This is a genomic window from Pseudoxanthomonas sp. UTMC 1351, from assembly GCF_040948865.1.
Taxonomy (GTDB): Bacteria; Pseudomonadota; Gammaproteobacteria; order Xanthomonadales; family Xanthomonadaceae; genus Pseudoxanthomonas_A.
In genome coordinates this window covers 1-20,149 of record NZ_JAVGJT010000026.1, presented here as the reverse complement: position 1 = coordinate 20,149, position 20,149 = coordinate 1, and the positions used below count along the sequence as shown (strand labels likewise).

Sequence of the window (20,149 nt, the reverse complement as noted above, 5' to 3'; positions counted from 1 at the left end):
TCGGGGGGGGGGGGGGGGGGGGGGGGGGGGGGGGGGGGGGGGGGGGCCCCGTCGCCATCGCCGCAAGAACTCGGCTGAAGCGTTTGGTTCGATCAGTTCGCGTAGTACAGCTGGTATTCCAGCGGGTGAGTGGCCGCGCGGAACTTGGTCACTTCCTGCATCTTCAGCGCGATGTAGCCGTCGATGAAGTCGTCGCTCATGACGCCGCCGGCCTTGAGGAACTCGCGATCCTTGTCCAGCGCTTCCAGTGCCTGGTCCAGGCTGGAGCAGACCTGCGGGATGTTCTTCTCTTCTTCCGGCGGCAGGTCGTACAGATCCTTGTCGCTCGGTGCGCCCGGGTCGATCTGGTTCTTGATGCCGTCCAGGCCGGCCATCATCAGCGCGGTGAAGGTCAGGTAGCCGGTCTGCAGCGGATCCGGGAAACGGATTTCGATGCGGCGTGCCTTCGGATTGGATACCCACGGAATGCGGCACGAAGCCGAACGGTTACGCGCCGAGTAGGCCAGCATCACCGGCGCTTCGAAGCCCGGCACCAGGCGCTTGTAGCTGTTGGTGCCCGAGTTGGCGAACGCGTTGATCGCCTTGGCATGCTTGAAGATGCCGCCGATGTACCACAGCGCCATCTGCGACAGACCGCCGTAGCCGTCGCCGGTGAAGAGGTTGGTGCCGCCCTTGGCGAGCGACTGGTGCACGTGCATGCCGCTGCCGTTGTCGCCGACGATCGGCTTGGGCATGAAGGTGGCAGTCTTGCCGTTGCGGAACGCCACGTTCTTGATGATGTACTTCATGGCCAGCAGCTCGTCGGCCTTCTTGACCAGCGAGTTGAACTTGGTGCCGATCTCGCACTGGCCGGCGGTGGCCACTTCGTGGTGGTGCACTTCGACTTCGATGCCGATCTGCTCCAGCGTCTTGCACATTTCGGCGCGGATATCGTGCAGCGAATCGACCGGCGGTACCGGGAAGTAGCCGCCCTTCACGCCTGGGCGATAGCCGCTGTTGCCGCCTTCGTACTTGGTGCCGCTGTTCCAGGCCGCTTCTTCGGAGTCGATCTTGAAGAAGGTGTTGCCCATTTCATTGGCGTAGCGCACCGAATCGAAGATGAAGAATTCCGGTTCCGGGCCGAAGAACGCCTGGTCGGCGATGCCGCTGGACTTGAGGTAGGACTCGGCGCGCTTGGCGACGCCGCGCGGGCAGCGCGAATAGCTCTGCATGGTGGCCGGGTCCAGCACGTCGCACACCAGAATGACGGTGGGGTCGGCAGAGAACGGGTCGAGATAGGCGGTGCTGGGGTCGGGCAGCAGCACCATGTCGGATTCGTTGATGCCTTTCCAGCCGCTGATCGAACTGCCGTCGAACATCTTGCCGTCTTCGAACAGGGCGGGTTCCACGATGTTCGCTGGGAACGTCACGTGGTGCTGCACACCCCGGATATCGGCAAAGCGCAGGTCGACGAATTCGACCTTGTTGTCCTTGATCAGCTTTTCAACATTGTCCGCAGACATCTTGGAACCTCAGGTTAGATATGAACGTGCCTGCTTGTGAGCAAGGGACGTGCCAACCTCGGAGAACCTGCAACCTATTGATTTTGCTGATGTGCGGCCAAACCGTAGCGGCGATAACGCACCTATTTGGTTCTTTAATCCTCTACGTATCCCCAATTTGGGTCGTAACCGTTTTCCTCTATCCTTGGACGCTTCGACCCCCAACCGAACTGTCCATGACCGATCTTCTCGCCGCCCTGCTGCTCGGCATCATCGAGGGCCTTACCGAGTTCCTGCCGATTTCCAGCACCGGCCATCTGCTAATCGTCCAGCACTGGCTGGGCGCGCGCTCGGACTTCTTCAACATCGTCATCCAGGCCGGGGCCATCCTGGCCATCACGCTGGTGTTCCGGCGGCGCTTGTGGGACCTCGCCACGGGCTGGCGCGACGCCGCCAACCGAGATTACGTGGCCAAGCTCATGGTCGCCTTCCTGGTGACGGCGCTGGTCGGACTGCCGGTGCGGCTGGCCGGCTGGGAACTGCCCGAAACCGTCACGCCGGTGGCGTGGGCGCTGATCCTGGGCGGCGTGTGGATGCTGGTGGCAGAGCATTTCGCCGAACGCCGCGGTGACGATCAATGGCAGATCACCTGGAAAGTGGCCGTGCTTGTCGGCCTGGCACAGGTGGTGGCGGGCGTGTTCCCCGGCACATCGCGCTCGGCGGCGGCGATTTTCATGGCGATGCTGGCCGGTACCAGCCGGCGCTCATCGGCGACGGAGTTCGTTTTCCTGGTCGGCATTCCCACCATGTTCGCCGCCAGTGGCTATGCCTTTTTGGAGCTGCTGATGGAGGGCGATGTGAGCCAGGAGAATTGGGGCGCGGTAGGCCTGGCCTTCGCCGCCGCAGCAGCCACCGGTTTTATCGTAGTGAAATGGCTGCTGGGCTACATCAAGGCGCACCGCTTCACCGGCTTCGCCGTATATCGGATCGTGTTGGGTGGCTTGTTGTTGTTGCTGATGCCGGCGGGGAGTTGAAGCTTTTCTCGTAGAGCGGAGCTTGCTCCGCTGCTTTTCGATCCGTGTCCGGTTAACCGCGTGCGTCAACAAGAGCAGCGGAGCAAGCTCCGCTCTACGAGGGCTGATACCGACGGCAATTGGCTCTAGTTGCGAAGGGATCTTCGTTGTGGGAGCGACGTAAGTCGCGATGAAGCGTTACCGGTAAAGCCTCATCGCGACTTACGTCGCTCCCACAACAAAGAACCCTCCTCAGAATCACTGCGGCGGCGCCGCAAGCTCCCTGGCGCTGAGATATCCGTCGCCATTCGTGTCCTGCTTCTTGAACGTCGCCGCCAAACGCTCACGGTGCTGATCGCGGGTTATGGCCTGCCCGCGGCCACCTGGAAGCTCATCGGCGCTGAGCACCCCGTCGCGATTGCCGTCGCGTGCATCGAAGGCGTAACTCATCCAGTCCAGGAATTCGATCGGGCCCACGCGGCCATCGTGATCGCTGTCCATGCGCGCCAGGTAGTCGCTGGTGGCGTTGACCTGGGCCATTGCCGCAACCGGCAGAAACATCAACAAACCTATGACGCGCGTCGAGACGGCGCTCCTACCGTGATCGCAAATATTTCGGCTAAGAGGCGGCATCAATGCGCCGCCAAGGCGTAACCCTTCAAGCGCGCGGAATAATCCTGCAGCACCCGGATGCCGCTGGCTTCGGCCTCATGGCACCAGGCCTGCAACTGCTTCAGGCGCTCATTGGCATCGTTGCTGCGTGCCTCCAGCAACGCGGCCAAACTGGCGCGGTATTCGACCAGCGTGCGAATGCGCGGACGCTGCGACACCCAGCGCTGCAGTTGTTCGCGTGCGTCCGGGTTCAGCCAACGGCCGTCGTCGACCAAGCCCTTGCGCAGACGGCGCGGCAACAGCTTGCGCAATTTGGCACCGGCCTGGGCGGCTTCCTCTTTCAATGCCGGCTTCAACACGTTGCGCTGATAGTCGGTCATGGCGAGGAAGCGGTGCGAAAGCAGCGCCTTCAATGTGTCGGTATCGGGCACGGTGATGTTCGGCCGAATATCCAGGGTGGGCGCAACGCGCAGCACCTTGGCCAGCCCCACCTTCTCCAGGCTCTTGATCATCGCCCAGCCGATATCGAACTCCCAGCGACGCATCGAAAAGCGCGCGGAGCTGGGAAACGCGTGATGGTTGTTGTGCAGTTCCTCGCCGCCAACCCACACCGCCCACGGCGTGAGATTGGTGGAGGTGTCTGCGGATTCGAAATTGCGGTAGCCCCACCAATGGCCCAAGCCATTGACCACACCGGCGGCCCAGAACGGAATCCACGCCATCTGGATCGCCCATAGCGCAATACCGGGAATGCCGAACAAGGCGAAGTTGATGAACAGCAGCACCGTCGGGCCCATCGTGGCATGTGGCGTATACAGATGGCGCTCGATCCAGTCGTCCGGCGCGCCCTTGCCGTACTGTTCGATGTCGGCCCGCTGCCAGCGCGCTTCGCGGTACAACTCGACCCCACGCCAGAATACGGTCTTGATGCCCTTGAACTGCGGGCTGTGCGGATCTTCCTCGGTTTCCACCTTCGCATGGTGCTTGCGGTGAATGGCGACCCATTCCTTGGTGATCATGGACGTGGTGAGCCAGGTCCAGAAGCGGAAAAAATGATTGAGCAGCGGATGGAAATCCACGCCGCGATGCGCCTGGCTGCGGTGCAGGTACAAGGTGACCGAAAAGATCGTCAGCTGGGTGAACACCAGCAGCACTATCGATAGGCCGGCCCAACCGAGACCCGCCAGGCCCCCGACGAGGAAGTTGTACAGTGAATCAGGCATTGCGGGAGCTCCAAGGCAAAGGCGCCGGCGCGAATCGGTGTTGAGGCCAGCCGCATAATAATGGCGTGTGACGGGCCAAACTTCACCCGTCGTCAGCGTATGGTATTCAGGCCGCGTGAGCACATGTGAATGTGCCGCGCCGGTGGCTACACGAGCCGACTTTCGTGCCTATTCCTTCACCACGGAATCAAATGTCCTCCCCCGCAGATCACGCGCTGTCGCCACACATCTCTTCTCCTTTGATCGAACTGGACCGCGCCACCGTGGTGCGGGGATCGGCGGTGGTGCTGCACGCGCTTTCGCTGCGGATCGAGCTCGGCCAGCACACGGCATTGCTGGGCCCGAACGGCTGCGGTAAATCCAGCTTCATCAAACTGATCAACCGCGAGTTGTACCCCTTGGCGCGCGAAGGCGAAGCGCCGGTAAAAGTATTGGGCATGGCGCGCTGGAACGTCAGTCAATTGCGCACGCAGCTGGGCGTGGTGACCGGCGACCTCACCCGCGATCTGCTGGACATGCCGCAGCTGACAGTAATGGACGCCGTGCTGAGCGGCTACTTCGCCACGTTGGTGCTGCCGCCGGACTGTGAACCCACGCCCGAGATGCACGCCAGCGCCCGCGACGCCTTGACGCGGATGGACGCCGTTGGGCTCGCCGATCGCTACCTGGCCGAACTTTCCACCGGCGAAGCGCGGCGGGTGTTGATCGCGCGCGCATTGGTGCACCAGCCTCGGGCGTTGTTGCTGGACGAGCCGACGACCGGCCTGGATCTCGTGTCGCAGCAGCATTTCCTGAACTTGCTGCGTGATCTGGCGCGGCAAGGCGTCACGCTGATACTGGCAACCCACCATATCGAAGAGATCGTCCCGGAATTCGGCCGGGTGGTGCTGTTGCGAGGGGGACGCGTCGTGGCAGACGGATCGCGCGAAGACACGCTCACCTCCGAACATCTTTCTTTCGCCTACGGCGGGCCGCTGCACATTCGTCGCGAAGAAGACCGCTTCTACGCCAGCCATCACTGAAGCACACCCGCTCTCGCTTTTCCGCTTCCTCATTCCCCATTCCCAACTCCCGGCTTTCCATGCCCGAACTACCCGAAGTAGAAACCACCCGCCGAGGCTTGGCGCCGCATATCGAAGGCAAGCGTGTCAGCGGTGTGACGCTGCGCCGGCCCGACCTGCGTTGGCCGATTCCACCGGAGATCGCGCGCGACCTGCCTGGCCAGCGCATCGCCGCCGTGCACCGGCGCGCCAAGTACCTGCTGCTGGAAGCGGACACCGGCAGTGCACTGCTGCATTTGGGCATGTCGGGCAGCCTGCGGGTGCTGCCGGCCAGCACTCCGGTGAGCACGCATGACCATGTGGACGTTGCGCTGAGTTCCGGCCGGGTGCTGCGTTTCAACGACCCGCGCCGCTTCGGCAGTCTGCTGTGGCAGCCGCAAGGGCAGATACATCCTCTGCTGCAAGGGTTAGGACCAGAGCCGCTATCGGACGCATTCGACGGCGACTACCTGTTCGCCCTCAGCCGCGGCCGCAAAGCGTCGGTGAAGACCTTCCTGATGGATCAGGCCGTGGTGGTGGGCGTGGGCAATATCTACGCGGCCGAAAGCCTGTTCCGCGCCGGCATTTCACCGCTGCGCGCCGCGGGGAAGGTGTCGCGCGAGCGTTATGCGGCCTTGGCAGACGCCGTGAAGGCGATCCTGGCCAATGCCATCATCCGTGGCGGCACCACCCTGCGCGACTTCATCAGCCCGGACGGCGCACCGGGCTATTTCGAACAGGAGCTCCTGGTCTACGGCCGCGGCGGCGAACCCTGCCGCCAATGCGGCCGGCCGTTGAAGCAGGCCAACATCGGCCAGCGCGCCACCGTCTGGTGCGGTCACTGCCAGCGATGACCCTCGCTTGGCTATAGGACAATCGTCTCCGTCCCACGATTGATTCGGGACGAATGGGCTGGAAATCGACCGAATCAATCGCCCCCACCCTTGCCCGTCCGGCTCGGCGCAGCACGCCGAGCGTTCGACCGGACCGCGCGGCATGCCGCGCAAGCGGCCCGTCCTCACCCCCCGCACGCGAGGGAGGGAAAAAGGAAGGGCACTCAAACAAGTTGAGTGCCGCATCCATATGGCCGATACGCAGCAGCCTGGTTTACCGCTATATTCTGGGCCTGGCGTCGAGGGGAAACAGATGGCCGACTCATCCGATATCACGCTCTGGCTGGACTCGGCCCGCAAAGGGGACCGCGCCGCGCTGGACCGTGTGCTGTCCACGCTTTACCAGGAACTGCACACCATGGCGCGCCGGCAGCTGTCGGGCCAGCACGGCTACACCCTGGACGCCACCGCCCTGGTGCACGAGTCCTACCTGAAACTCATTGGCACCGGCGGCAACGCCAAGTTCGAAGACCGCGCGCACTTCTTCGCCTACGCCGCCTCGTCGATGCGCAGCGTGGTGGTCGACTACGCGCGCAGCCGCCTGGCGCGCAAGCGCGGCGGCGACCTCAAGCGCGTGGCCGACATTCCCGAGGAAGTGGAAGGCGGCATCCGGGTGGACGAAAACCTGTTGGCACTCAACGCCGGCCTGGACCAGTTGGCGCAGGCCGACGAACGCCTCGCCAAGGTCGTCGAACTGCGCTACTTCGCCGGTTTGTCCGAGTTGGAAATCGCCGAGTTGCTGCAACGTTCCGAACGCAGCATCCGCCGCGACTGGCAAAAAGCCCGTCTGTTCCTGCTTGCGGCCATGCAGGAAGACTAGGGCCTGTTAGCGACTATGGAAGTTGGGGATGAGCACGAACGTGGCTATCGCAGCGCCATGCAGCCTTGCACCTTATTTCCATGCGCATAACCCGCTCTAAACCGGGTAGCCGTCATGGACGTTGAGCGCTGGCAACGCCTGTCTCCTCTATTGGACGTACTGCTGGAACTCGAACCGCCTGCGCGTGCGCAACGGTTGAGCATCCTGCGCGCCGAAGATCCCGCACTGGCCGACGAACTGGAAAAGCTGCTGGCGCTGGAAGACGGCAGCGACGAGTTCATGGGGCAGCCGTTGATGGATCACCCAGGGCAGTTGCAAGCCGGCACCATGATGGGTCCGTACCGCCTGGAATCGATACTGGGCGAAGGCGGCATGGGTATGGTGTGGCTGGCCACCCGCGCCGATGGCATGTACCACCATATGGTCGCGCTGAAACTGCTGCGGCCTGGATTGGCCGACCCCAATCTGCGTCTTCGCTTCACTCGCGAACGCGAGATCCTGGCAAGGCTGGCGCATCCCAACATCGCGCGGCTGATGAATGCCGGAATCGGCAGCGAGGGACAGCCTTACCTGGCGCTGGAGTACGTGGAAGGCGTGCCGATCACGGATTACAGCGAGGCTCACAACCTGTCGCTGGACGCACGCTTGAATCTGTTCCTGCAGGTCTGCGAAGCGGTCAGCCATGCGCATGCCAATTTGATCGTCCACCGCGACCTCAAGCCTTCCAATATTTTGGTTACCCCCGAAGGTCAGGTGCGGCTGCTGGATTTCGGCATCGCCAAGCTGCTGGACGATCCCGAACCGGCACCGGCCCATCCACGCGCGGAGGTCCGCGCCTTCACCTTGCACTACGCAGCGCCGGAGCAAGTGCGCGGCGAGCCGGTCACCGCCATGACCGACGTCTATTCGCTGGGCGTGGTGCTTTACGAACTGCTGGCGGGCACCAAGCCATATCGCTTGCGGCGGCAGACCGACGCGGAGTGGGAAGAAGCCATTCTTGCGGTCGAGCCGCTCAAGCCATCGGTGGCCGCGCAGCGCGGACCCGATGGCGGCCGTACGCAATGCATGGAAACCCGTCGCAATGCGCGGCGACTTGCAGGCGATCTGGATGCCATCCTGCTGAAGGCGCTGGAAAAGCCGCCAGAGCAACGCTATCCCTCGGTAGAAGCGCTGGCATTGGATCTGCAGCGTCACCTGAAAGGCCGACCGGTACATGCACGCCGGCAGACCTTGGGTTACCGCGCCGGCAAATACCTGTCCCGGCACCGCTGGTCGCTGGCGGCCGGCAGTTTTACGACCCTGCTGCTGCTGTCCGCCCTGGGGGTCAGCATCTGGCAGGGGCAGCAAGCGGTGCGTGAAGCCGCACGCGCGCAAGCCATGCAGGATTTCGTGATTGGCTTGTTCGATAACGCCGGCGCTGCACAACAGGGCAATGCGTTCGATGCACGTGAATTGTTGTCCGCCGGCGAACGCCGTGGCGAACGCGAACTGGCCCATCAGCCGCTGGCGCATGCCGAGCTTCTGGGGGTGATTGCACGGCTGCGCATCGGCCTGGGCGACTACCGGCAAGCCGATGCACTGCTGGAAAAGCAAAGCCGATTGCTGGCCGGCTTGAATGCCGCGCCGCAGAGTCTGCGCCTGGAGTCGGTCATCCAACGAGGCCGCGTACTGCGCCTGCTGGGGCGATCGCGGGAATGCCTCGCACTGATGGCGCCACTCGAGTCGCAAGCGTCACGCATGCTGCTGCAGCTGCCGCAGCAAACGGCGGAATTCCTTTCCCAGAACGGCCGCTGCCGGCGCGCGGTCGGCGAACGCCAGACCGCTCGGCCACTATTCGAGCGCTCACTTTCCATTCGCCGCGACCTGAAAGACGAAACCGGCGTGGCTGAAAACATGCTGGACCTGGCCACGCTGGACAGCGATTCGGGCAATTCCGAAGGCGCGATCCGCCGATATGGCGAAGCACTGGCGCATTTGCGGCTGCACGCGGGAGGCCGTCATCCATCGACCGTTGACATCCAGCGTAGCCTGGCCGTCCTGTATCGCAATCGCGGCGACACGCAAACCGCGCTGACAACGCTCGACAGCGCACTGGCCCTGGCCAACGACATCCATGGCCCGCAACACCCCAACACCATTGCCGTCCGCCGCCAGATGGCCGCCGTGCACGTCGATCTTGGCCACTTCGGCGAAGCCGAAGAACAAATACGCAAGCTGCACGACCTGACGATCGCAGCACAAGGACCCGCGCACCGCGAATCGGCGTCCAGCTGGAATTCGCTGGGCATCCTGGCCTGGGAGCGCGGCGACACCAAAGTCGCCATCGAACGGATTGGCCGTGCGGTGGAAATCTGGCGCGGTCCCGACAGCGTCCAGCAACTGCCGGGCGGCTTGTTCAACTACGGCATGGTCCTGCACAGCGCCGGTCGCCATGACGAAGCGCTGGCCGCATTGAACGAATCGCGCCGCTTGCGCGCGGCTTTGTTCGGTGCCAGCCATCCGCTGGTGGGCGACACCGACCGCATGATCGGCGAGGTGCTGGCGGCGAAGGGCGATGGCGAAGGTGCGATGGAGCACTTCGATCTGGCGGTCAAACTCACCCGCGTCGGCTACGGACCCAAACATCCACGCACCTTGTTCGCGGAACTCTCGCTGGCGCGCTATCTCGCCAAACATGGCGGTTCGGCGGAAGCACTGGAAGAACTCGATGCATTGAGTAACGCTCCTGGCGATGGCAGCGAAGCCCCCAAGCTGCGCTGGCGTGCCCGCACTTACGCCGCGGAGATTCGCTGCGGCAACGGCGAACGGGACCGCGCCAAACGAGATCTGGATGCGTTGATTGCAGAACTGCGGGTGGCGCAGCCGGATGGTGGCGTGATTCCCAGAGAGGCTGAGCAGCTCCGCGCGCGTTGTGTCTGACTCGTCAGCCGTAGGATGGGTCGAGCGCAGCGACACCCATCAGCCGGTCACACGCGATGGGTATCGCTGCGCTCGACCCATCCTACGATTGTGCCGTTGACAGAATGTTTTAAACAAACGGAAACGGTGCCTGCAGAGGATCGATCCGTCCCTCGCCGCGTGCGATTTTCTTGAACTCCGCGCGGCTGACCGACACATAGCGTTCGTTGCCGCCGATTTCCACTTGCGGTCCTTCCTGCACCGCATGGCCGCGCTCGTCGACACGGACGGTCATCGTGGCTTTCTTGCCGGTGTGGCAGATGGTCTTGATCTCGATCAATTCATCGGCCCAGGCCAGCAGATACTGGCTGCCTTCGAACAACTCGCCGCGAAAATCCGTGCGCAAGCCATAGCAGAGCACCGGAATGCCCAGCTCGTCGACGACTTCGCTGAGCTGCCACACTTGGGCGCGACTGAGGAACTGAGCCTCGTCCACCAACACGCAATGCAGCTTGCCCTGCGCGGCGATGTCGGCCCGAATCACCGCCTCCAGATCGGTTTCCCGCTCGAAAGTCATCGCTTGGGCACTCAGTCCGATCCGCGACGCCACGGTACCGCTGCCGGCCCGGTGATCCAGCCGAGGCGTCAGGATTGCCGCCCGCATCCCGCGTTCACGGTAGTTGTGGGCGGATTGCAACAAAGTGGTGGTCTTCCCGGCGTTCATCGCCGAATAGTAGAAATAGAGTTTGGCCATCCGCCGATTTTAGCGCCTGGAGCCGCTGGAGCGGCCCGCGCCGTCCGCTACAATGCCTGCCCTCGCGGACGACACGATGCACGGTCTCAATCCCCCCCAACGCGCCGCCGTTGCGCATACCCACGGTCCTCTCCTGGTGCTGGCTGGTGCCGGCAGCGGCAAGACGCGGGTGATCGTGGAAAAGATCGCGCATCTGATCTCGTCCGGGCGCATACCGGCCAAGCGCATCGCGGCCATTACCTTCACCAACAAATCCGCCAAGGAAATGCGCGAGCGCGTCAGCAAGCGCATCAAGGGCGATGCGGCCGAAGGCCTGACCATCTGCACCTTCCACGCGCTGGGTTTGAAGTTCCTGCAGATCGAACATGCTGCCGCCGGCTTGAAGCGCGGCTTCTCGATCTTCGATGCCGATGACAGCGCCGCCCAGCTGAAGGACCTGATGACCGGCGCCAAAGCCGATGCGGTGGAAGCGGCCAAAGGGCTGATCTCCCGCGCCAAGAATGCCGGGCTTTCGCCGGAAGAAGCACTGGCGGCGGCACAGACCACGCGCGAGCGCGAAGCGGCGCAGTTGTACGCGCGCTACCAGGCGCGACTGTCCACTTTCAACGCCGTCGATTTCGACGACCTGATCCGCCTGCCGGTGCAGATACTGGAAGGCAATGCAGAAATCGCGGCCGGCTGGCGTGAACGCATCGGTTATCTGTTGGTCGACGAGTGCCAGGACACCAACGACGCACAGTACCGCCTGCTCAAGATGCTGGCCGGCACACGCGGCGACTTCACCTGCGTGGGCGATGACGACCAGAGCATCTACGCGTGGCGGGGTGCCAATCCGGACAATCTGCTGCAGATGGCCAAGGACTACCCCAAGCTTGAGATCATCAAGCTTGAGCAGAACTACCGCTGCAGCAATCGCGTACTGCGCGCGGCGAATACGCTGATCGCCAACAATCCGCACGAGCACCCGAAGAAACTCTGGAGCGACCAGCCCGATGGCGAACGCATCCGCATCTGGGAATGCCGCGACAACGAACACGAAGCAGAGCGCATCGCGGCCGAAATCGCCTTCCTGAATACCGCGCGCGGTGCGCCATGGAGCGATTTCTGCATCCTGTTCCGCGGCAACCATCAGTCGCGCCCGCTGGAAAAGGCGCTGCAACTGGTGCGCGTCCCCTACCATCTGACCGGCGGCACGGCATTCCTGGAGCGCCAGGAAGTGAAGGACGCGCTGTCGTGGTTGCGGTTGCTGGTGAATCCCGATGACGATGCGGCGTTTCTGCGCGCGGTGCAGTCGCCCAAGCGCGAAGTCGGCGCCACGTCGTTGGCCAAGCTGGCGGAAATGGCCCAGCACGCCCATATGCCAATGTCGCGCGCCGCCGAGTCGATGGGTGCGTTGAAGGCATTGCCGCCGCGGGCGGCGAACGGACTCAGCGCCTTCAACGACATCCTGCGTGATCTGCGCCATCACGCCGACGAACTGCCACCGGCGGAACTGGTGAAGCGCCTGAGCGAACGTTCGGGCTTGCTCGCGGAACTGCGCGCACAGTGCAAGGACGATGTCTCGTTCACGCGGCGGCGCGCCAATCTGGATGAGCTGGCGGACTGGTTCGAAGGCGGCCCGCGCGGCAGCAGCGCCGGCGATCTGGCCGCGCAACTGGCCTTGCTGTCGCGCAACGACAAGGACGATGGCGGCAATCAAGTGCGGCTGATGAGCTTGCACGCGGCCAAAGGCCTGGAGTTCCGCTATGTCTTCATCATCGGCTGCGAGGACGGCACGCTGCCGCATGAAGCCAGCCTGGAAGAAGGCAATCTGGCCGAGGAACGCCGCCTGATGTATGTCGGCATCACGCGCGCCAAGGAAGCCTTGTGGTTGAGCTACAACCGCGAGACACGACGCTTCGGCGAACGCATGCGCTTGCAGCCCAGCCGATTCCTGGACGAACTGCCGCAATCGGAATTGCAGCGCGATGGCGCAGACCCGGTGGCCGATGCCGCGCGCAAGAAAGAACGCGCAAGCGCGGGTCTGTCGGCAATTCAAGCACTATTGGATGGATGATTGATGCAGCAGAGGTACGACACGATGAACACAATGACCCTGCGCGATGCAGTCGACGCCGATCATGCGACGATCCTCGCGCTCAATCTGGAATCCGAACATCTGTTGAGTCCGATGGATGCGGAGAAACTGCGTCAGCTCGACACGCAATCTGCCTACCACCGCGTCGCCGTGGATGCGGACGGCGTCGGTGCGTTCCTGTTGGTCTTCCGCGAGAGCGCCGACTACGACAGCCCTAACTATCGCTGGTTCTCGGAACGCTACGATCGTTTCCTGTACATCGATCGGATCGCGGTTTCGGCGGCGCGGCAAGGACGCGGATACGGTGCCGCGCTGTACGACAATCTGTTTGCGTTCGCGCGCGCTGCCGGCATCATGAACGTGGTGTGCGAGTTCTATTCGGAGCCGCTCAACGAAGTGTCCCAGCGTTTCCACGCGCGCTACGGATTCCACGAAGTAGGCCGGGAATGGCTGGCGAACGGCAAGCAGGTGTCATTGCAGATCGCGACACTCTCTGATCTACCGCGCTGATCTACCGCGCTCGGATCGACTACGCCGCCCCATCATGATTGCCTTTAACGTTGGAGCGTGCTCCGACCTTCCGCCGTCGTTGCTGGGCTGTTGCAAGAGAGCGGCCTCCGGCCGGTAGGAGCGCCGTCTCGGCGCGAGCTCTCCCTGTCAAATCGCGACAGAGCCGAACAGTGATTGGAGCTTGCTGTTCGCCATAGGGCTGTGGACGTATCAAGAGAGCGAAGAGCTCGCGCCGGGACGGCGCTCCTACCTGGGTATCGCGGTACGTAGGTTGGCCCCATGTGCCCGACGCTCGTGGCTACTCGCCCAGGCGGGTCCGCAGTTGCGCAAGTTGTTCGCGCAGTTCGGCCATTTCGGCTTCCAGTGCCTGCAACCGTTCCTCCAGTTCCGGCGAAGCCGCACCCGCCGCCGACCCGGCCGATGAACGCGCGGCGATCGCTTCAACATCCACCGGGCCCGTCAACAAGTGCATGTAGCGGTCTTCGCGCTGTCCTGGGCCACGTGGAATCTGGATCGCCAGCGCGGATTGGCGCTGGATCAACCTGTCCAGGTGATGGCGGATATCTTCCAGATCGGCGAATTTGAATAGTCGCTCGCTACGTGCCAGGAGTTCAGGCGCGGTCTGCGGCCCGCGCAGCAGCAGCAGGCCCAGCAGCACTACTTGCTGCTTCGGCAAGCCGAAATAGGTGCCGGTCCGATGCTCGTAGCGCTCGGCACGGGTGGAAAACACCTGCCGCGCCAACGCTTTTTGCTCCAACTGGCGCAACGTATGGTTGACCTCGCCTGTGTCGAGCGACGTCACCGGATCGCGTGCGGTCTTCTGGTTGGCGGCCGATTGAGCGGCGTTGACGGTCAGCGGATAGCTGTCCGGCGTGGTCGCCTCTTTCTCGATCAGGCATCCCAACAAACGCGCTTCATTGGCGGTCAATAGCGGCACGTCACGCGAGGTCTCGCTGGCGGTTTCCATAAGGTCTTCTCCCTGTTATTGCGCGCCAGAATAGCCCACTGCTGTTGCGCAATATTGACCAGCCGTCATTTTCAGCCGGTAAACTGCGCGGGTTTCCCTCTCCAGAATCGACCATGCGCCTGCTTGTACTCGCCGCCTGTACCGCTCTTGCCTTGTCCGCCTGCAAGCGCACCGAAGCACCCGCCGCCATCACGCCGGCCGACAAACCAGCACCTACGACCAGCAGCGCTCACGACAATCTCAACGCCGTGGCCTGGGTACAGACCTCGGTGGAGTACAGAGCGCTCAGCCAGCAAACCTACCGTGCGGCCGCCGATCATCTGGACGCGGCGCTGAAGGAAAAGAACTGGGACGCAATGGTGCCGGAGGAACGCGGCAATGACGTCGCCGGGCTGAAGCCGGCGGTGATCATGGACGTGGATGAAACCGTGCTGGACAACTCGCCCTACCAGGCGCGGCTGATCCGCGACGGCAAGGAGTTCGACGAAGTGAGCTGGGACCAGTGGGTGGCCGAGAAGAAAGCCAAACCGCTGCCAGGCGTGGTCGATTTCGCCAAGGCCGCCACCGCCAAGGGCGTGACCATCCTGTACGTCTCCAATCGCGCGGTGCATCTGAAGGACGCCACCGTGGCCAATCTGCGCGAAGCGGGCCTGCCAGTACCCGACGACAGCGTATTCCTGGGACTGGGCACCACGCTGGAGGGCTGCGAGCAGAACGGCTCGGAGAAGAACTGCCGGCGCCGGCTGGCCGGCCAGAAGTATCGCGTGCTGATGCAGTTCGGCGACCAGATCGGCGACTTCGTGCAGGTGTTGGCGAATACCCGCGACGGCCGCGGACAACTGTACGACGAATACGCCGACTGGTTTGGCGAGCGCTGGTGGATGCTGCCCAATCCCACCTATGGTTCGTGGGAACCTGCATTGTTCAACAACGACTGGACTTTGCCGGCTGCAGCACGCAGCCAAGCCAAGCGCGACGGCCTGGATTACGCGCCGTGAATTCGCGCGCATCTTTGCGTCTGAACAACCGCGAGCGCCTGATCTTCGCGCTGGATGCGCCAAACGGCGCCGACGCCCTGGCATGGATGGATCGGCTGGGCGACTCGGTGGCGTTCTATAAGATCGGCATGGAACTGCTGGCCTCCGGCGAATACTTCGCTGTGCTGGATGCGTTGGCCAAGCACGATAAGCGCGTTTTCGTGGACCTTAAGTTCTTCGATATTCCGGCGACCGTGGCGGGCGTGATCCGCGGGCTGTCGCGCTGGCCAATCACCTACTGCACGGTCCATGGCTGGCATGCCGGCATGATGGAAGCCGCCGCCGCCGCGCGCAGTGGCGACCTGCGCCTGCTGGCGGTCACCGTGCTGACCTCGATGGACGGCCAGGATCTGCAGCAGATGGGCATCGACCGGTCGCCGGAAGACGTTGTGGTCCAGCGCGCGCTGGCGGCGCAAGCGGCCGGCATCGATGGCGTCATCGCATCCGGCCAGGAAGCCGCGGTGATCCGCGCCGCGACCGGACCGGGCTTCGACATTGTCTGCCCCGGCATCCGCCCGGGCGGACCCGTCGGCGATGACCAGAAAAGAATCGTGGGCGTGGCCGAGGCCTTCCGCCGCGGTGCCGACGCCATTGTGGTCGGCCGGCCCATTAGCCAAGCCGCCGACCCACGTGCGGCCGCCGAAGCGATCCAGCACGAAATTGCTGGGTGTTTTCAATAAATTCAACTAGATATATCGTAATAATTCAGGTATTGCATTAAATTATCCGGCTAGGTAGTCTTGCCGCGTCCGGCCCTGCCGGAAATGTGCCACAACACTGTCCTCCGGCTTCGGCCGGCTTGAGAGGCCCTCTGCTTTCGCGAGAAAGCACGGCCTCTTTTTTATGGCCAGGCGTGTCTTAGAACCTGTTCAAAGTCTGTAGCGAGCGCAGCCAGAGCCTGTCCCGTACTTACGGGGTGCGTGAGGTGCGCAGAAAGCGCAGCGTAGTACCGGTACATGAGCATCTCGGGCACCGCACTTGTGCCAGATGGCAAGCGCAGCAAGGCCTTGGACAGATTCTGAGAGGGAATGAGATTGTTGCCCTTGCCCGCCGGGCGGCTTGCGGCAAAGATGTGGGCCGGCTGGGGAGTCACCGCGTCATGTCCAAACCTCGTCTGTCCTTGCAAAGATCGGGTCTTGCAGCCCTGCCGCTGCTCGCCGTCCTGGCCATAGGCGCGTGCAAGCGCGAACCGGCCGAACTGGCGGGCGCCGCCAGCGAGCCGGCCGCGGCGGTGCGGCAGCTGGCGCACCATGTCCGAGCCAACGATCTGGTCGGCTTCGCGCGGGCGGCGGTGCCACCGGCCCAGTACGCGCAGCTGGAAATCGCCTGGCGCGAGAACCGCAGCCGCTGGCCGCTGACAGAGCTCCCGCTGGAAGACAAGCTGGCGCCGATGCTGGCCGTGCTCGCGGCCAAAGACTCAGAACGACGGCTGGGGCGTCAATTCGACAGCCAGTTCGCCCGCCAGGATCGCGATCTCAAGGCAGCGGCCCGGTCACTCGGATTGTTCGGCGTGCAGTACGTAAAGAACGAAGGCAACTACACCACGGAAGAACGCGACCACTACGCGCAGATCATCCGCGCGCTCGGCGAGTGGGCGGAAGAAGCGCCACTCGGCGATCCGCAGCATGCGGACGTGACAATCACGCGGCTGGCCGCCGCCGCACGCAAGACAGGCCTGACCAGCGAGCAAGACCTGGCCGCCGCTGGCATGGAAGGCAGCTTGCGAAGGCTCAGTCCTTTTTTTGCGGAAGCCAAGGCCGTGCTGGACAACTACGGCTTGCCACTGGACGCCAGCCTCGCCGACCTGCGCACCGGTCTGGTCGAACAGAAAGGCGACAAGGCCACGGTGCGCATCCACTACCCACTGGCGGGTCAGGAGATCGACACCGTCGCCAGCCTCGAGCTTCGTGACGGTCACTGGTATTTGAGCGATTACCTGCGCCATGTGGAACAGGTGCTGGCGGCGCCCGCCCCGGTGATTCCCGCCGTTGCTGAGTTGCCCGCCAATCCCGCGCCGCCTGCGCGCTAGAGCGCTGCTGGACGAGCGGCCCGCTGACGGCTATTGCGCACATCGGCATCGATCCTCGCGGAAACGGCGGCTTCCAACCGGCAACGTCACAAAAGCTCGTCGATCCAGCTCGTTCGTACCGGTTCGCGCCCACCGCTTCCCAGACGTCCACGTTGCTGGGCCATAATGCGCCGGATGTCTGAACAAAATCCCCTGCCTTTTCCGGACCCGCCCCCCGCGCCGCCAACGCCGCCTACCAAGTCGGCGCTCGCCACGGTGCCTGCCAAGGCGGCCAAGCGCCCGTGGTGGGCACGCCTGCTGAGCCGGCTGGCGGATCCCTGGCTGGCACTGAACATCGAACCGGAAGTTCCGCGCGAGCTGATCGACGAACGACCCGTTTGCTATGTGCTGGAAGACTACGGGCTATCCAACGCACTGATACTGGATCGCGCCTGCCGCGATGCCGGCCTGCCTTCGCCACTGGTACCGCTGCCGGTGCCGGGCGATCCTTTGGGACGCAAGCGTGCCTATGTGGCGCTGTCGCGCCGCAACGCCAGCGCGCTGATGCTCACTGGAAATGTTCCCGAAAGCGGTAGCGCCAAGACCCACTCCGGGTCGCTGGCCCGCCTGCTGCAGGCGCATCGCGTCAATCCGAATCTGGATGTGCAGCTGGTGCCCGTGTCGATCTTCGTCGGTCGTGCGCCGGACAAGCAGAGCGGCTGGTTTTCGGTGCTGTTCTCGGAAAACTGGGCCATCGTCGGCCGCTTCCGCCGTCTTCTGGCCATTCTGTTGAACGGTCGCGGCACCATCGTCCGGTTCGCGGCGCCGGTGTCCTTGCGCGACGCCGTCGCCGAAGACCTGCCGCCGGAACGCACGGTACGCAAGCTCTCGCGCGTGCTGCGCACCCACTTCCACCGCATCCGCGAAGCGGTGATCGGGCCGGACCTGTCCACCCGCCGCCTGCTGGTGGACCAGGTGCTGGCTGCGGAGCCCGTGCGCGAAGCCATTGCCGACCAGGCCCGGCGAGACAATTCCAAGGCAGAAGACGCGTGGAAGAAGGCGCATGCCTACGCCTGGGAAATCGCCGCGGACTATTCCAATCCGGTCGTACGTTCGGCGAGCTTCCTGCTGTCGCATGTGTGGAACCGGATCTACGACGGCGTACTGGTGCATCACCTGGACCGTTTCAAGGAAGCCGCACCAGGCCATGAAGTCGTCTACGTGCCCTGCCACCGTAGCCACATGGACTATTTGCTGCTGTCGTATCTGCTGTACGAGCGCGGCATCGTGCCGCCGCACATCGCCGCCGGCATCAACCTCAACCTGCCGGTGATTGGCACGTTGCTGCGCAAGGGCGGCGCGTTCTTCATGCGGCGCAGTTTCCGTGGCAATCCGCTGTATTCGGCGGTGTTCACGGAGTACGTGGCGCAACTCGTATCCGGTGGCTATTCGCTGGAGTACTTCATCGAAGGCGGCCGCTCGCGCACCGGACGGCTACTGCCGCCGAAGGGCGGCATGATTTCGATGACCGTCCGTGCCTTCCTGCGCCAGCCGAAGAAACCCGTGCTGTTCCAACCGGTCTACATCGGCTATGAAAAGCTGCTGGAAGGCAACAGCTATCTGGACGAGCTGAGCGGCCGCCCCAAGGAAAAAGAATCGATCTGGGCGCTGTTGTGGAGCATCCCCAAGGTGCTTCGACAGAACTACGGACAGGTGGTGGTGAATTTCGGCCAGCCCATCCCCCTGAACGATGCACTGGCGCAGCATGCGCCGGAGTGGAATGGCACCCCGCTGGGCGAGGAAGAACGGCCTGCTTGGCTGTCCGCCACCGTCGATGCGCTAGCCGATCAGATCCAGGTGCACATCAACCGCGCGGCCGACGTCAATCCGATCAACCTGCTGGCGCTGGCACTGCTGTCCACGCCCAAGCACGCGATGGGCGAAGCGGATTTGATCGCGCAGATCGAACTGTCGAAAACCCTATTGGCCGAGCTGCCGTATTCCGACCTGGTCACCGTTACCCCGCACACCCCCGAGCGCATCATCGCGCACGGCGAGGAAATCAACGTACTGCGCCGGGTCAAGCATCCGCTGGGCGACGTGCTGAGCGTGGTCGACGACGACACCGCCGTGCTGATGAGCTATTACCGCAACAACGTGCTGCATCTGTTCACGGCGTCGGCATGGATCGCCTGTTGTTTCCAGAACAACCGCCGTATGAGCCGCGCCGGTGTATTGCGATTGGGTCGCGGCCTGTATCCGTTCCTGCAGACGGAACTGTTCCTGCCATGGAGCGAGGAAGAATTCGCCGAACGCATGGATCGCACCATCGATCTGTTCATTCGCGAAGGCCTGCTGCAACAGATCAACGATGACGATGGCGGCATCCTTGCCCGCAACGCAGGGCAGACCGACGAAGTGTTCCGTCTGCGTGCCATCGGCCATTCTCTGCAGCAAGCGTTCGAACGCTACTACATCGCGATCTCCGTGCTGGTGAAGAACGGCCCGGGAAAATTGGGTGCGGCCGAACTGGAAAGCCTGTGCCAGCAAGCAGCGCAGCGTTTGAGCCTGCTGTACGCCCCGGCGGCGCCGGAATTCTTCGACAGAACCTTGTTCCGCGGCTTCATCCAGAAGATGCGCGAGCTGCGCCTGGTATGGCCGGATGAAAACAGCAAGTTGCTGTTCGACGAACGCCTGGATGCCTGGGCCAAAGACGCCAAGGCCATCCTGGGCCGCGAACTGCGCCACACCATCGAGCGCGTCAGCCCGGAAGCCGCGCGGCCGGAGCCGGAGCCGGAACCGCGGGATTGAGGGGC

The 20,149-nt window shown here is 63.5% G+C and carries 16 protein-coding genes; 11 read left to right on the top strand and 5 right to left on the bottom strand.

The window, feature by feature from the left end; translation table 11 throughout:
* Positions 1–92: 92 nt before the first annotated feature.
* Positions 93–1,502 (bottom strand): type I glutamate--ammonia ligase, encoded by a 1,410-nt coding sequence (glnA, locus tag AB6O04_RS16795; RefSeq protein WP_368565343.1) that lies wholly within the window; start codon positions 1,500–1,502, stop codon positions 93–95.
* Positions 1,503–1,717: 215 nt separating this feature from the next.
* On the opposite strand from glnA, the gene AB6O04_RS16790 reads away from it, so the two are divergent.
* Positions 1,718–2,515: an undecaprenyl-diphosphate phosphatase gene (locus tag AB6O04_RS16790; RefSeq protein WP_368565342.1), complete on the top strand. Its 798-nt coding sequence runs from the start codon at positions 1,718–1,720 to the stop codon at positions 2,513–2,515.
* A 237-nt stretch (positions 2,516–2,752) separates the two neighbouring features.
* On the opposite strand, the gene AB6O04_RS16785 is transcribed toward AB6O04_RS16790, so the two are convergent.
* Complete coding sequence (locus AB6O04_RS16785) at positions 2,753–3,055, bottom strand: hypothetical protein (protein ID WP_368565341.1); 303 nt, start codon at positions 3,053–3,055, stop codon at positions 2,753–2,755.
* A gap of 71 nt (positions 3,056–3,126) precedes the next feature.
* A complete protein-coding gene (locus AB6O04_RS16780; protein WP_368565340.1) occupies positions 3,127–4,329 on the bottom strand; it encodes an acyl-CoA desaturase in 1,203 nt (400 codons plus the stop codon).
* A 191-nt stretch (positions 4,330–4,520) separates the two neighbouring features.
* Here AB6O04_RS16780 and AB6O04_RS16775 point away from each other — a divergent pair, with 191 nt between their 5' ends.
* The 4 genes from AB6O04_RS16775 to AB6O04_RS16760 all read left to right on the top strand — a co-directional run bounded on the left by AB6O04_RS16775 (position 4,521) and on the right by AB6O04_RS16760 (position 10,001).
* Entirely contained in the window at positions 4,521–5,351 is an 831-nt protein-coding gene (locus AB6O04_RS16775) for an ABC transporter ATP-binding protein (RefSeq protein WP_368565339.1), read from the top strand.
* A 59-nt stretch (positions 5,352–5,410) separates the two neighbouring features.
* Positions 5,411–6,223, top strand: a complete 813-nt coding sequence (gene mutM, locus AB6O04_RS16770; RefSeq protein WP_368565337.1) for a bifunctional DNA-formamidopyrimidine glycosylase/DNA-(apurinic or apyrimidinic site) lyase — start codon at positions 5,411–5,413, stop codon at positions 6,221–6,223.
* A 292-nt stretch (positions 6,224–6,515) separates the two neighbouring features.
* Positions 6,516–7,082, top strand: coding sequence for an ECF-type sigma factor (locus AB6O04_RS16765; RefSeq protein WP_337344072.1), 567 nt, complete (start codon positions 6,516–6,518; stop codon positions 7,080–7,082).
* Between the two features lie 114 nt (positions 7,083–7,196).
* Positions 7,197–10,001, top strand: coding sequence for a tetratricopeptide repeat protein (locus AB6O04_RS16760; RefSeq protein ID WP_368565335.1), 2,805 nt, complete (start codon positions 7,197–7,199; stop codon positions 9,999–10,001).
* A gap of 109 nt (positions 10,002–10,110) precedes the next feature.
* On the opposite strand, the gene AB6O04_RS16755 is transcribed toward AB6O04_RS16760, so the two are convergent.
* A complete protein-coding gene (locus AB6O04_RS16755) occupies positions 10,111–10,734 on the bottom strand; it encodes a thymidine kinase (protein ID WP_368565334.1) in 624 nt (207 codons plus the stop codon).
* Positions 10,735–10,810: 76 nt separating this feature from the next.
* Between AB6O04_RS16755 and AB6O04_RS16750 the strand changes: the two genes are divergently transcribed.
* Together AB6O04_RS16750 and AB6O04_RS16745 are read left to right on the top strand one after the other, a co-directional pair.
* Entirely contained in the window at positions 10,811–12,790 is a 1,980-nt protein-coding gene (locus AB6O04_RS16750; RefSeq protein ID WP_368565344.1) for a UvrD-helicase domain-containing protein, read from the top strand.
* Positions 12,791–12,814: 24 nt separating this feature from the next.
* Positions 12,815–13,321 (top strand): GNAT family N-acetyltransferase, encoded by a 507-nt coding sequence (locus AB6O04_RS16745; RefSeq protein ID WP_368565333.1) that lies wholly within the window; start codon positions 12,815–12,817, stop codon positions 13,319–13,321.
* Between the two features lie 298 nt (positions 13,322–13,619).
* Here AB6O04_RS16745 and AB6O04_RS16740 read toward each other — a convergent pair whose 3' ends face one another.
* Positions 13,620–14,288 (bottom strand): YceH family protein, encoded by a 669-nt coding sequence (locus AB6O04_RS16740; protein ID WP_368565332.1) that lies wholly within the window; start codon positions 14,286–14,288, stop codon positions 13,620–13,622.
* A 113-nt stretch (positions 14,289–14,401) separates the two neighbouring features.
* On the opposite strand from AB6O04_RS16740, the gene AB6O04_RS16735 reads away from it, so the two are divergent.
* The 4 genes from AB6O04_RS16735 to plsB all read left to right on the top strand — a co-directional run bounded on the left by AB6O04_RS16735 (position 14,402) and on the right by plsB (position 20,144).
* Positions 14,402–15,286 (top strand): 5'-nucleotidase, lipoprotein e(P4) family, encoded by an 885-nt coding sequence (locus AB6O04_RS16735; protein WP_368565330.1) that lies wholly within the window; start codon positions 14,402–14,404, stop codon positions 15,284–15,286.
* Entirely contained in the window at positions 15,283–16,005 is a 723-nt protein-coding gene (pyrF, locus tag AB6O04_RS16730; RefSeq protein ID WP_368565329.1) for an orotidine-5'-phosphate decarboxylase, read from the top strand. Before AB6O04_RS16735 ends, pyrF begins: the two co-directional genes overlap by 4 nt.
* A 419-nt stretch (positions 16,006–16,424) precedes the next feature.
* Complete coding sequence (locus AB6O04_RS16725) at positions 16,425–17,354, top strand: hypothetical protein (protein ID WP_368565328.1); 930 nt, start codon at positions 16,425–16,427, stop codon at positions 17,352–17,354.
* A gap of 165 nt (positions 17,355–17,519) precedes the next feature.
* Positions 17,520–20,144 (top strand): glycerol-3-phosphate 1-O-acyltransferase PlsB, encoded by a 2,625-nt coding sequence (gene plsB, locus AB6O04_RS16720; RefSeq protein WP_368565327.1) that lies wholly within the window; start codon positions 17,520–17,522, stop codon positions 20,142–20,144.
* Positions 20,145–20,149 lie beyond the last annotated feature (5 nt).

Bases quoted from the DNA above. Each gene is read 5' to 3' on its own strand.
- AB6O04_RS16745 (WP_368565333.1), top strand. From the start codon at position 12,815: ATGAACACAATGACCCTGCGCGATGCAGTCGACGCCGATCATGCGACG.
- AB6O04_RS16780 (WP_368565340.1), bottom strand. From the start codon at position 4,329: ATGCCTGATTCACTGTACAACTTCCTCGTCGGGGGCCTGGCGGGTCTC.
- AB6O04_RS16775 (WP_368565339.1), top strand. From the start codon at position 4,521: ATGTCCTCCCCCGCAGATCACGCGCTGTCGCCACACATCTCTTCTCCT.
- AB6O04_RS16750 (WP_368565344.1), top strand. From the start codon at position 10,811: ATGCACGGTCTCAATCCCCCCCAACGCGCCGCCGTTGCGCATACCCAC.
- AB6O04_RS16755 (WP_368565334.1), bottom strand. From the start codon at position 10,734: ATGGCCAAACTCTATTTCTACTATTCGGCGATGAACGCCGGGAAGACC.
- glnA (WP_368565343.1), bottom strand. From the start codon at position 1,502: ATGTCTGCGGACAATGTTGAAAAGCTGATCAAGGACAACAAGGTCGAA.
- mutM (WP_368565337.1), top strand. From the start codon at position 5,411: ATGCCCGAACTACCCGAAGTAGAAACCACCCGCCGAGGCTTGGCGCCG.
- AB6O04_RS16740 (WP_368565332.1), bottom strand. From the start codon at position 14,288: ATGGAAACCGCCAGCGAGACCTCGCGTGACGTGCCGCTATTGACCGCC.
- AB6O04_RS16765 (WP_337344072.1), top strand. From the start codon at position 6,516: ATGGCCGACTCATCCGATATCACGCTCTGGCTGGACTCGGCCCGCAAA.
- AB6O04_RS16725 (WP_368565328.1), top strand. From the start codon at position 16,425: ATGTCCAAACCTCGTCTGTCCTTGCAAAGATCGGGTCTTGCAGCCCTG.
- plsB (WP_368565327.1), top strand. From the start codon at position 17,520: ATGCGCCGGATGTCTGAACAAAATCCCCTGCCTTTTCCGGACCCGCCC.
- AB6O04_RS16790 (WP_368565342.1), top strand. From the start codon at position 1,718: ATGACCGATCTTCTCGCCGCCCTGCTGCTCGGCATCATCGAGGGCCTT.
- AB6O04_RS16760 (WP_368565335.1), top strand. From the start codon at position 7,197: ATGGACGTTGAGCGCTGGCAACGCCTGTCTCCTCTATTGGACGTACTG.
- AB6O04_RS16785 (WP_368565341.1), bottom strand. From the start codon at position 3,055: ATGTTTCTGCCGGTTGCGGCAATGGCCCAGGTCAACGCCACCAGCGAC.
- AB6O04_RS16735 (WP_368565330.1), top strand. From the start codon at position 14,402: ATGCGCCTGCTTGTACTCGCCGCCTGTACCGCTCTTGCCTTGTCCGCC.